This window comes from Ruminococcus sp. YRD2003 (assembly GCA_900109435.1).
Taxonomy (GTDB): domain Bacteria; phylum Bacillota; class Clostridia; order Oscillospirales; family Ruminococcaceae; genus Ruminococcus; species Ruminococcus flavefaciens_G.
Window position 1 is genome coordinate 181,539 of the sequence record FNZT01000009.1, and the last position, 12,304, is coordinate 193,842.

At 53.8% G+C, this 12,304-nt stretch carries 11 protein-coding genes; 6 read left to right on the forward strand and 5 right to left on the reverse strand.

Annotated features, from left to right (window positions below):
• Positions 1–26 precede the first annotated feature (26 nt).
• The 5 genes from BMX22_RS08925 to BMX22_RS08945 form a co-directional block, all read right to left on the reverse strand.
• On the reverse strand, positions 27–3,350 hold the full coding sequence (locus BMX22_RS08925) for a glycoside hydrolase family 97 catalytic domain-containing protein (RefSeq protein ID WP_074742125.1): 3,324 nt from the start codon (positions 3,348–3,350) through the stop codon (positions 27–29).
• A 254-nt stretch (positions 3,351–3,604) separates the two neighbouring features.
• The gene (gene ispE / locus BMX22_RS08930) at positions 3,605–4,468 is read right to left on the reverse strand and encodes a 4-(cytidine 5'-diphospho)-2-C-methyl-D-erythritol kinase (protein WP_074742126.1); all 864 of its coding nucleotides are present in this window, start codon (positions 4,466–4,468) and stop codon (positions 3,605–3,607) included.
• Positions 4,465–5,646 (reverse strand): aminotransferase class I/II-fold pyridoxal phosphate-dependent enzyme, encoded by a 1,182-nt coding sequence (locus tag BMX22_RS08935; protein ID WP_177173002.1) that lies wholly within the window; start codon positions 5,644–5,646, stop codon positions 4,465–4,467. The genes ispE and BMX22_RS08935 overlap by 4 nt, the downstream gene beginning before the upstream one ends.
• Before the next feature lie 2 nt (positions 5,647–5,648).
• Positions 5,649–6,128 carry an Lrp/AsnC family transcriptional regulator gene (locus BMX22_RS08940; RefSeq protein WP_074742127.1) on the reverse strand — a complete coding sequence of 160 codons (480 nt, stop codon included), beginning with the start codon at positions 6,126–6,128 and terminating at the stop codon, positions 5,649–5,651.
• Between the two features lie 106 nt (positions 6,129–6,234).
• The gene (locus tag BMX22_RS08945; protein WP_074742128.1) at positions 6,235–7,089 is read right to left on the reverse strand and encodes a histidinol-phosphatase HisJ family protein; all 855 of its coding nucleotides are present in this window, start codon (positions 7,087–7,089) and stop codon (positions 6,235–6,237) included.
• 205 nt (positions 7,090–7,294) lie between these two features.
• Between BMX22_RS08945 and BMX22_RS08950 the strand changes: the two genes are divergently transcribed.
• The 6 genes from BMX22_RS08950 (at position 7,295) to BMX22_RS08975 (ending at position 12,296) form a co-directional block, all read left to right on the forward strand.
• The gene (locus BMX22_RS08950) at positions 7,295–7,564 is read left to right on the forward strand and encodes an ACT domain-containing protein (protein WP_074742129.1); all 270 of its coding nucleotides are present in this window, start codon (positions 7,295–7,297) and stop codon (positions 7,562–7,564) included.
• A 172-nt stretch (positions 7,565–7,736) separates the two neighbouring features.
• Positions 7,737–9,095, forward strand: coding sequence for a PFL family protein (locus tag BMX22_RS08955; protein WP_074742130.1), 1,359 nt, complete (start codon positions 7,737–7,739; stop codon positions 9,093–9,095).
• Between the two features lie 40 nt (positions 9,096–9,135).
• Entirely contained in the window at positions 9,136–9,783 is a 648-nt protein-coding gene (locus BMX22_RS08960; protein WP_074742131.1) for a YoaK family protein, read from the forward strand.
• A 56-nt stretch (positions 9,784–9,839) separates the two neighbouring features.
• Complete coding sequence (locus BMX22_RS08965) at positions 9,840–10,307, forward strand: GNAT family N-acetyltransferase (RefSeq protein ID WP_074742132.1); 468 nt, start codon at positions 9,840–9,842, stop codon at positions 10,305–10,307.
• A complete protein-coding gene (locus tag BMX22_RS08970; RefSeq protein ID WP_074742133.1) occupies positions 10,297–11,226 on the forward strand; it encodes a phosphotransferase enzyme family protein in 930 nt (309 codons plus the stop codon). The genes BMX22_RS08965 and BMX22_RS08970 overlap by 11 nt, the downstream gene beginning before the upstream one ends.
• A gap of 401 nt (positions 11,227–11,627) precedes the next feature.
• Positions 11,628–12,296, forward strand: coding sequence for a response regulator transcription factor (locus BMX22_RS08975; RefSeq protein WP_074742134.1), 669 nt, complete (start codon positions 11,628–11,630; stop codon positions 12,294–12,296).
• The last annotated feature ends 8 nt before the right edge of the window (positions 12,297–12,304 follow it).

Below are 12,304 nucleotides of genomic sequence, written 5' to 3' on the forward strand. Positions count from 1 at the left end.
AAGTAAAAATTCCCTTTTATTCACGTTTAAGCCGTGAGTATCTTTCTGAGACGTATCAGGTCGAAGGTATCGACTCTGCCGTCCTTGTCGAGGTCGGCTGCCTCGAACTGCTGCTTGGAGAACTTCTCAGCCTTGAGCAGGTATCTCTCCATGCATACGAGGTCTGCCGCAGACACTTTGCCGTCGAGATTTACGTCGCCCTCGGGCTTGCCGAGCGGTATCGCAAGCGCAATACGGTCGACCGAGGGAGCGTTGCCTTCGTTGTTGTAGAGCTTTATGGTGTTGTCGCCCGCCTTGAGTTTGACTGTGGTAGTTATCGCGCGTATGCCCGACCAGTCACCCTGATTTGCGAACAGGTCATTCAGCTTGACTGCGAACTGTCCGTTGACGTCCACCTTCAGGCTTCTTCTCTCGCCTGAGATGTAGTAGATACGCAGCGGGTACTCGCCGTCCTTGTCAGCTCTGATGTTTGTGAAGGTCACGCTGCCGCCGCCGCTGCCGCCTACATAGCCGACATATGCGCTGCCCGAGCTGTACTTTGCGTCCTTGCCTGTTGTGAGCTTAGCTCCGCCGCCCATCTGAGCGCTCTCTGCCTCGTAGAACTTGTAGTTCGAGTAAGGCGTTGTGAGATTCATCTCATGCTGAGTAAGCTTTATTACGCAGCCGCCGTTTGCGAGGAGCTTCTGCGTGATAGTGTCCTTGGAGGTTAGCCCTTCGAGCTTCTTTATCTCGAGAGCACTGCCGTTGGCGTTATCGCCGAAGATGTAGGCGGTGTACTCGCCGTCGCCAACGAGCTCCGAGAGCTTAATATTAACAGTGCGTGCAGAGAGCGTTGAAGCTCCGATGAACCATTCGTCGCCGCTTCTTCTTGCGGTCACGTTGAACTGCATTGGATAGCCGTCGAGCACCTTCATGTCGTCCCATGCTACGGGCACGTCATTGAGCAGCGGAAGTGCGGGGTTGCCCTCGTAGGTGTATACGGAGTGGGCGAAGTGCTGAATGCCCGATTCAATGGTGACAACGTCCGCAAGTGCGAAGCCTGCTGTTGCCTTTATCCCGTATATCGGGATGCCCGTGGGAGTGAAGTCAGCTGAGCCGACTACGTTTCTCGTGAATGTATAGGATACTCGGTTTGCGAGCGCGGGGGACTCGAACCACTTGTAGTACTCAGTGCCGTTGACAGCCTCGAAGGAGACTATATTCGGGAATGTACGGCTCTCACCGCGGGGGATGGTACAGCCGTGGAAGAGCACCATGAGGTGATTTTTTGCTGCTATTGTCGCACAGAGATACATCTGCTTCATTGTTTCCTGAGTGTCGCTCTCGTAGTAGTCGACCTTGACGCCCTGTACTCCGAGACCGCGGATACGCTCGAACTCGCGGACAATAGTCGCCTCGTCAAGCAGCGAGTAGTACGGATAGGCAGGATTGCCCTTGCTGTCCTTGTAGCCGCTGTGGCCCTTGTTGTTTACGCCGTACCAGAGGTATATGCCGATCCCTCTCTCAGCTGCGTATTCGCAAAGCTCCTTGACCTTTGCTTCACTGTCGTCCCAGAGAGCCCAGCCGAAGTCGAGGCAGACGAAGTCCCAGCCGTTATCGGCTGCGAAGTCGATGTAGTCCTTCTGAGTATGGTACATAACGGGCGAGTCACCGCCGCTGCTCCACCATGACCATGCGGTCTTGCCTGGGCGTATCCAGCTTGTGTCCTCTATCTCCGAGGGCGGATTGAGGTTGAGGATAAGGTCGCTCGAGGACATCTCATCGAGAGTGTCACCGATGACAACGGCTCTCCACGGCGTATGGAACGCTTTGCTCATTGATATGCCGCTGACCTTGACGCCGCCCTTGAAGCGGAGGCTGTGGTAGTTGCCGAGGAACTGCACTGCGCCTGCACAGTACGGGTCGGGTTCGTTGAATACGCTCGCCTCGGAAACTGTTACCCAAGTGCTGTCGTTGGCGAGTACGCCCGTATACGGGAGCGAATATGTCGCGTTGGTCTCATTCGCTCTGTCTTTGGGAAGCTCGACCATATCCCACTCATATGTGGCGTTAGGCCAGTTGCCCCAGAACTTAGAGCCTCCGGGGAAGATGACCTCAGTCGCTTCCTCCTTTATGGAGCCGCCCTTGTTAAGCGCATACCTCAGACCGATACCGTCATCGTATGTGCGGAGGTAGACGGTGAGTATCGAATTGCCCTTCACAAGCGGGAACGAGAGCTCATTATAGCGGTCGCGGATAGTGGTGTGCTTGCCGTAGGGCATTGTGTATATCTCATCGTGCGGAGTTATCGTTGCATCGGGAGCTGTCTTGCCAAAGCCGCTCGACAGGTCCTCATTGCTGAGGACGATACCCATTTTCGAGGGCGAGATGACCGTCTCACCGCTCTCCTTGCTTACGGAGTAGTAATAGCTTCCGTTATTGTCATACCAAATCTTGGTGACGAGCCTGCCCGTGGGGGAGGTGGTCGTCATTGCGGGTATGCTCGTAACGGTCGCGCCTGTGCGGGACTTGCCCTCCTCCTCGGTTATCTCTGTCTCCACTTTTGTGACGGTATCGCCGTCGAAGCTGTATGAGTAGAGCGGGAGAGTATCGGAGTTCGGTCCGACAGCCGAATCGTAGAACTGTACGTCGTCTACCGACATACTGATGTCGTTGTCGGAGTAGAGCGAGTGACCTATCGAATTGTAGATGTACTTGTCGAGTATCTTTTCGGAGAAGAGGCTGTTCATCGTATCGGTGATAGTGTCAGCCTCGTAGCCGACCTTGTCGCCGTCAATATAGTAGGTCGCAGCCTCGGGTGTACATACAAGCATGAGCTCGTGCCACTTGCCGCTGTCGGGTTTGGCGCTTAGGTCGAATATCGCACGGTGCTTATCGTCGTTCAGCGTGGAATCGCCTGTGCCTGCGAATACGCTCGCGCGGAAAGCGGTCTTATCCTTGACGTCGACGGAAATATCGGGCGACGAGTACGAGGGCGCATTTCCCGTACCGAAGGGTACAGTCGCGAACTGGAACAGACGCGAGTAGTTCGCGGCATCGGAGTTCAGCTTGTACTTCATCGAGAAGGTGAAGCCGTTGTCGCAGCCGCTCTTGAAGAGTTCGGGGAGCTCCAGCCAGCCCGCTCCGAATGAGCCTCCCTTCAGCGAAAGGACGTCCGAGCCGAGCTCGCTGTCCTTGCTGATCGCAGCACCCCCGCGGAGATAAGCCTGCGAGTCTGACTTTCCGATGCTCCTGACCGCAGTTTCTGTCCGTACCGCAGCCATACTGTTCGGCAGTGCGGGGAATGTGCCTGCGCCGAGGACCAGAGCTGCCGCTGCCGCTGTCACAGCCCTTGTCAATTTGTGTTTCATTCTGATTACCTTCTTTCCTGCCCGTGAGCGGACAATTATTTCCTTTTTCACAAACACGTCGGAGCGGCGTGTCTATAACATACCACCATAACTATAACATAATGTACGGACAAAAGGCAACCCATTTTTTTAAGAAATGGTGTAAATCTTGAATATTTTACTACAAAGTAATATAAGTAAACTATTCGTTCTGCACAACAAGGTCACTGCGAGTGGACAAAAAAAGCTCAGGTCTTACCCTGAGCTGAAGCTGTTTATTCTATTTCTATGAAGGAAGTGCCGACCGTCTCGCAGACCTGCGCGAAATATCCCGAAGCAGCGAGCTTCTCAGCACATTTCTCCGCTGAGCCGCGCTCCTCGAAAAGTCCGAACACCGCAGAGCCGCTGCCTGTCATCACTGCACTGAGCGCTCCGCAGGCGATCATGGAAGCTTTGATGTCATCTACCTCATGGAGGTCCACTGCTTCCTCAAAAAGGTTGCCGAAGTACTTGTAAGCCTCATCGGGAGCGTTGTTGACAGCTTCCACAAGAGCATCTGTATCGGGGTGCTTTGGCTTTATGAGCTTGTCTATTCGCGCGTAAGCCTCACCTGTAGAGACTCCCTCACTGCCCTTGGCGATAACGAGTATCCTGCCCGAATAATCAGCGATAGGTTCGATTGACTCACCTATGCCTGTGACGTATGCTGTGCCTCCCGTGAGGAAAAACGGTACGTCTGCTCCCACGCTGTCGGCTGGGGGGATATCCTTTCCTGTGAGTTTGTGCAGACAGTACAGAACTGCTGCGGCGTCGGTACTGCCGCCGCCCATACCTGCCTGTGATGGGATGCCTTTCCCGATATGTATGCGGCAGCCTGTTCCCATGCCGTTGCGGTTCAGAAAGTATTGTGCCGCTTTGTAGGCGATATTGTGCTCATCGCAGGGGATAGTGTCTGAGCTTGCAAACATCTCGGGGACATCGCAGCTTACCTCTATCCTTGGATCGTCAATGAGCTCCACCGTTACCTCGTCATATATGCCCACTGTCTGGAATACGCTCTCTATCGCGTGATATCCGTGATTGAGCCTGCCTACCACGTCAAGCGCAAGGTTTACCTTTGCAGCTGTTTTTACCTTCATTTTTTCTCCTCCTTCAGCTTGTTGAGGAACTGCTCAATGCGTTCCATAGCCTCCATAAGGTGCTTGAGGGAGTAGGCGTAGGAAATGCGGATATATCCCTCGCCCGATTCGCCGAATGCGCTTCCTGGGACAGCCGCTACCTTGTTCTCGTAGAGCAGGCGCTCGCAGAACTCCTCACTGCTGAGACCTGTGCTCTTTATGCACGGGAACACGTAAAACGCACCCTCGGGGTCGAAGCAGGTCAGACCGAGCCTGTTGAACTCGCTGACGAGGAATCGGCGGCGGATATTGTACTCGCCGACCATTTTCGCGACCTCGTCGTCACATGAATCGAGCGCTACAACAGCGGCGTTCTGGCTGATGTAAGGACTGCACATTATGCCGTACTGGTGGATCTTCGATATCTGCGATACTATCGGTGCGGGAGCAGCCAGATAGCCGAGTCTCCAGCCTGTCATAGCGTATGCCTTGGAGAAGCCGTTCACGTAAATAGTCCGCTCACGCATACCCTCGAGCTCGATTATCGAGAAATGCTTTCTGCCGTAGGTGAGCTCGGAGTATATCTCATCCGTGAGCACTATTATATTTGTATCGCGCAGGAGCTCGGCGATAGGCTCGAGGTCCTCGCGTGTCATTATTGCTCCTGTGGGGTTGTTCGGGAAGGGAAGAATAAGCATCTTCGTGCGCTCTGTTATCTTGCCGCGCAGGTCGTCGACAGTAAGCTTGAAGTTGTTCTCCAGCCTTGTCGGGACCGAGACAGCCACGCCGCCCATGAGCTCCACGAGCGGAGCATAACAGACAAAGCAGGGCTCGACTACGAGGACTTCGTCGCCAGGGTCGAGCAGACCGCGTACAGCAAGGTCGATAGCCTCAGAGCCGCCGACGGTAACGATGACCTCATTGTCAGGGTCGTACTTGACGCCGTGCTTGTTTTCGATACGTCTGGATATAGCCTGCCTCAGCGGGAGCACGCCCTTGTTGGGACCGTAGATGATGTGTTTGCGTTCGAGCACCTGTATAGCCGCCTTGCGTATGACCCACGGAGTCGAGAAGTCGGGCTCGCCAACGCCGAGGGAGATGACGCCCTCCATAGTTCCTGCGATGTCAAAGAACTTTCGTATTCCCGATGGCTTTACGTTCTTTATCTTATCCGAAAGGACCTTGTCATAGTCTATCACGCTTAATACAGACCCCTTTCGTCAGGTTCTTCGTTATCGATGAAGATACCCTTTTCCTTGTATTTTTTGAGAATGAAGTGTGTGGAGGTGGAAAGAATGCCGTCTATCGTGGCAAGACGCTCCGACACGAAGAATGCGACCTCTTTGAGGTCCTTGCCCTTGACCTCAACGGCGAGGTCGTATGCACCCGAGGACATAAGGCTCACGCTCTCTACCTCGTCGTACATCATAATTGTCTTGGCGATATCGTTGAAGCCGCGGTCACGCTGGGGAGTGACCTTGAGCTCTATCGTTGCGTATACGGTGGGCTCGGCGAGCATATCGTCATCGAGTATGACGCTGTAGCCGCGTATAATGCCCTCGTCCTCAAGCTCCTTTATCTCCTTGGCAGCCTCATCTGCGGTGATATTGAGCATTTCGCCGAGCTCAGTGTTGGAGATGCGCGCGTTCTGCTGTAATATTTTGATTATCTGTTCTTTCATATATATCGTCCTTTCGGTTAGTTTGTCCATTCCTTTGTAGGGGCGAGTTCCGCTCGCCCGCCGTTTTGGGGATTTATCGGGCGCACGGAATGCGCCCCTACACCTATTAAAATATTTTTTTAAAATTCGGCTTTCTCTCCTTGAAGTACGCGAGGTAGCGGAAGCCCGCCTCCTTGGCAAGCTCTGCTCCGTCGGAGACATTCGCACCGATATCCTCGACCGTATGTGCGTCCGAGCCGATAGTCAGTATCTCTCCTCCGAGCTCGCGGTACATCTTCAGGTATTTAAGGTCGGGGAAGGTCGCTCCGAAGCCCTGCCGCAAGCCCGAGGTGTTTATCTCGATGCCTTTTCCGCTGTGGGCGAGAGTACGGAAAGTCTCCGCGATGATGTCATCGAATCGGCTTATATCCGGACATATCCCGTGTCTCTGCTTCATATATCTGAGACAGTAGGTGATGTGTCCTATCACGTCGAACATCCCTGTCCGGCTGAGTTCGTACACTTCCTTGAAGTAGCGCCCGAAGAGGTCGTATATACCGTCCATGTCGAGCTTGGTGTAGTCGATGAAGTAGAAGTCTTTCTCACCGTGTATGCGGTGTGCAGAGCCGATGATGAAGTCCACGCGCTTATCAGAGCATACTACCTGTGCGGCGTCGCGGTTGAAGAGAATCTGTCCGAGCTCCGAGCCGCAGATGAGGTTCAGTCTGCCCGCATACTTCTCCTTGAGCGCGGTGACTGCCGCCACGGAAGCTTCATAATCAGCTTTGTAGTCGGTCTTTTCGTGAAATTCGCTCTCCTCGGCGGAGTAGTGCTCCGCGGGATACCACGCATCGCATTCGCAGTGGTCGGTAATGGCGTAGGCGTCGAGCCCGAGCTCCGCAGCCCGCTCGACACAGGCGTTTATGTCAGCCTCGGAGTCCACCGAGAACTGTGTATGTGTGTGGCAATCAATTAAAATCATAGCTTCACCTCTGTAAGTACTATTCATACATTATAACACATCTTTGACAAAAATGCAACCGCTGAGAGGGATAATTTGCGCGCTCTCTTCAAACGTATATATAGTATTTTTATCACCGCGCCTGTTGCTTTTTGAAAAAAAGTATGTTATAATATTGTCATACTATCGGAGCGGAGCGAACCGCCCGAAAAACGGAGGTCATATTATGAGAGCAGTCGTAACTGTTATAGGCAAGGACACAGTAGGAATTCTCCACAAGGTAAGCGGTATCTGTGCCGAATACAACGTAAATGTGATAGAGGTGACACAGAGCGTATTGCAGGATATGTTCGCGATGATAATGCTCGTGGACATCACGGGTATCAACGCCGACTTCGCAAAGCTTGTCGACAGCATGGACAGCCTCGGTAGTCAGCTCGGGCTCTCGATACACACCATGCACGAGGACATCTTCAACTCCATGCACAGCGTGTGAACAACTGTAGGGGACGCCGCCCTCGGCGTCCCGCAATATCCCGAACAACCAACGGCAACATTCTGTAGGGGCGCCCTTTGGGCGTCCGCAAATTCACCAACAAACCACCCGCAACAGAATGTAGGGGACGGCGTCCCCGACGTCCCACAAATTACAGAAAGGGTAGAATATAATGCTCAATGTATACAATATACTCGAGACGATAAGAATGATACAAGACGAATGTCTCGACATAAGAACGATAACAATGGGTATCTCCCTGCTCGACTGCATAGATACCGACATAGACAAAGCCTGCGAGAAGGTCTACAGCAAGATAGTCACCAAGGCAGGCAGGCTCGTTGAGGTCGGTCAGCAGATAGAGAAGGAGTACGGCATACCGATAGTCAACAAGCGCATTTCGGTCACTCCGATAGCCATGCTCGCGGCAGCCTGTCCCGACGGCGACCCCGTCAGGTTCGCGAAGGCTCTCCAGCGCGCGGCTGACACCTGCGGAGTAAACTTCATCGGCGGATATTCCGCACTCGTACACAAGGGCTTTTCCGCGGGCGACGAGGCGCTGATACGCTCTATCCCCGAGGCTCTCGACGTTACGCAGAACATCTGCTCATCGGTTAATATCGGCTCGACCAAGTCGGGTATAAATATGGACGCGGTAAAGCTCATGGGACAGATAGTGAAGCAGACTGCCGAGCGCACTTCAGACCGCGACTGCATAGGCGCGGCAAAGCTCGTCGTATTCTGCAATGCGGTCGAGGACAACCCCTTTATGGCAGGAGCCTTCCACGGTGTAGGCGAGCCCGACTGTGAGATACACGTCGGCGTATCGGGTCCGGGTGTTGTTCGCGCGGCTCTGACAAAGTATCCCGATGCTTCAATTAACGAAATAGCGGATATAATCAAAAAGACCGCTTTCAAGATAACACGTATGGGTCAGCTCGTCGGAGCAAGGGCTTCCGAGCTTCTCGGCGTGCCGTTTGGTATAGTCGACCTCTCGCTCGCTCCGACTCCCGCAGTCGGTGACAGCGTAGCCCATATCCTCGAGGAAATGGGACTCGAGATGTGCGGCACTCACGGAACTACCGCCTGCCTCGCCATGCTCAACGACGCCGTAAAGAAGGGCGGAGTCATGGCTTCGTCAACTGTCGGCGGCCTCTCGGGAGCATTCATCCCCGTCTCCGAGGACGCAGGAATGATAGATGCGGCAGTCGACGGCGTGCTCACCCTTGAAAAGCTCGAAGCGATGACGGCTGTATGCTCCGTAGGACTGGATATGATAGTAGTTCCAGGCGATATAGCTCCCGAGACTATCTCTGCCATTATCGCGGATGAAGCCGCTATCGGCATGGTCAACACCAAGACCACAGCTGTACGTCTTATCCCCGCTATCGGCAAGAAGGAGGGTGAAACGCTCGAATTCGGCGGCCTCCTCGGAAGCGGACCCGTTATGCCTATCAGGGACAAATCGGCTGCAAAGTTCATCAACCGCGGCGGACGCATCCCCGCACCTATGCACAGTTTGAAGAACTGATTTTGCAAAATGACACTTGACATCATGAAAGGAGCGATATATGCAGACATCAGAGAGCTTCCGAGTATGTGCGCTCCTGTCTTTTTCGGGCGGCTTGCAGGACGCCTACACCTATAACGTCCGCGGACACGTTTTCGCCAACGCGCAGACAGGCAATGTCGTCCTAATGAGCCAGAACTTCATGACGGGACACTGGCACGACGGACTGCGGTATATGCTGCCGCTCATCGCTTTTGCGGCGGGCATATTCATAGCAGAACGCGTCGAGAACCGTTACAAGGAGGGCAGCAGCCTCCACTGGCGGCAGATAGTCATAGCAATAGAAATGGTAATGCTTTGCATAGTGGGATTTCTGCCGGAGAGCCTGAATATGGCTGCAAATATGCTCGTATCGCTGGCGTGCGCAATGCAGGTGCAGTCGTTCAGGACGGTACACGGCTTCGGCTACGCGAGCACGATGTGCATAGGCAACCTCCGCAGCGGTACCGAGAGCTTCTCGAAGTTCCTCCGTGACAGAGAAAGGGAATCGCTGTATAAGGCGCTCCACTTCTTTGGTATAATCGTCATCTTTGCCATCGGAGCAGGCGCAGGCGGCGTGATATCGGCACGCCTCGGGCTCGGCACGATATGGTTGTCGGTGATGCTTCTCGTCATTGCGGCACTGATGATGACGAAAGAAACAAGATAAATCATTTTGCGGGCGGATAATATCCGCCCTGCGTTTTTCAGTGAAAGGAGTCCGCTATGGATATAATTACCGCAGCTCCCTCGGACCTCGAAACGGTCTTTGACATTGCACAGTCCACGATACGTGCGATATATCCGCACTATTACCCTGCGGGCGCCGTGGACTTCTTCCTCGCGCACCATAGCCGCGAGCACATCTCCGCAGACATAGAAGCGGGCAGAGTCAGCCTCGCGGTTTCGGACGGCAAAGCTGTCGGGACGGTCACTGTCGCCGATGACAGCATAAACCGCCTGTTCGTACTACCTGACGAGCAGGGCAAAGGCTTCGGCGGTAAATTGCTGAGGTTTGCGGAGGCGGAGATCGCCGAAAGCTACGGGACGGCACGGCTCGATTCGTCCCTTCCCGCAAAGCAGATATACCTCAGAAAGGGTTACATGGTGATAGACTCACGGATGATAGAGGCTAACGGCGACTTTCTCTGCTATGACATAATGATAAAGAGGGTTGAAGCTAATGGAGATTGAGCGTATCGCCGTACTATTCGGAGTTGCAGGCATTTGCGGTATCAGCGAGGTAGTTACGGGTCACATAAACCGCACCTATATCGTCACAGCCGAGAGCGGACGCTACGTGCTCCAGTCGCTGAACCACAGCGTATTTCCCCGTCCCGAAGCGGTCATGTCCAACATCGCACAGGTTGCGGCGGCTTTTGCTGACCAAAATGACGTGAGAGTGCCGCACTTTCTCACCTGTAACGGCAGGAATTTCGCCGAGTCTGACGGCGATATATGGCGGATGTATGCCTTTTGCGAAGATTCGGCACGTGGGGGAGAGCTCCGCCGCACAGGGTACGCCTACGGCACTTTTATACGCGTGATGAGCTGCTCGGGAGCTCAGATACAGCAGGTGATAGACGGTTTCCACAACTATGATAGGTACTACGCACGCCTTACTGCGGTCTGCACCGATATCCCGCCCGAGCTCACGGCTCTTCGTGAGCGCCTCAGCCGCAGCTTTGAGGGCGTCCCTGTGCGTGTTATCCACGGAGATGCCAAGACGGACAATGTCATCGTCGGCGAGCCTTGCACCATACTCGACCTCGATACGGTCATGCTCGGAGCAGCCGCCCTCGATTACGGCGATATGGTGCGGTCAGTGTGTACACATGGAGTTGACGCAGAGGCAGTGCGGGAACTGACAGAAGGCTTCAGAGCGGGACTTGGCGTTCTTCTCACAGATGCGGAAAAAGCCTCGCTGTTCAGCGGTATACTGTGGGTGACAGGTGAACTTGCTCTCCGCTACCTCACTGATTATTACAGCGAGGAGCGTTACTTTGTCGGAAAAACGCGCGAACAGTGCCTGAAACGTTCACGGGAACTCCTCGGACAGCTCGGCGGCTTCCTCGAAGCCGAACAGGACATAAGGCGAATAATTGAGAAATAGCCACTGTATAAGGGGTGTACCTATACGGAAGTAATACGGAGTATTTATTGAGGGAAACCCTTTTGAAAAAGGGTTCTCCCTCAAACTCCCTTCCTAAAACTTTCAATTTAAATTTTGCCCCTATGGGGTACTCTCCTGATATGAAAAGAGTAAGTCTTTCTTTTCAATGAGAGCACCCCATAGGGGCAAAATTTGGACTAAAAGTCTTTGGAAAGGGGCTCGGGGGAGAACCTTTCTTCAGAAAGGTTTCCCCCGATATATGTCCCGTAATGCTTCCGTATAGGTATAGCCCTTACACAGTGGCTTTTTTTGCAATGATACAATAATATGCCGAAAATGATATACAAATGACACACGGATGTGATATAATAAGTCCAAAGAGTAAAGGAGCTCTGAACTTTATGAATATACTGCTTATTGAGGACGACCTGCAAATATGTGAAGTCACTCAGAAATACTTCACAAACAAAGGAGCGGCTGTAACTGCCGTCCACAACGGCGCGAACGCTCTGCGTCTCGCGGAAAGCGATATGAGCGCGTATTCGCTCGTGCTGCTCGACATAATGCTGCCAGAGGCAGACGGCTTCACCATATGCCGTGCTATCCGCAGAAAAAGCGATATCCCCGTCGTGTTCATCACGGCAAGAGGCCGCGAGGAGGACATACTCCGCGGGTATGACCTCGGCTGCGACGACTACATAGTCAAGCCGTTCATGCTGTCGGCGCTGTACGCGAAGTGCTCGGCTATCGTCAAGCGCACCGAGGGCGGCTCGGATACCGTGCTCGTCTGCGGAGACATACGCCTCGACACACGCAAGCTGACGTGCTATGTCGGCAGCGAGGAGGTCGAGCTGACGCCCAAGGGCTTTGCCATACTGCGCTATCTCATGGAGCATCAGGGCTGGACGGTCAGCCGAGATACACTGCTCGACCGAGTGTGGGGAAGCGACTATTTCGGCGCAGACCGAGTGGTGGATAACCACATAAAAAGGCTGCGTAAGGCTCTCGGGAGTGCGGGAGCTCAGATTCACACCGCCGTCGGGAGAGGCTATAAGCTGACCGACAAGTAAAGGAGGGA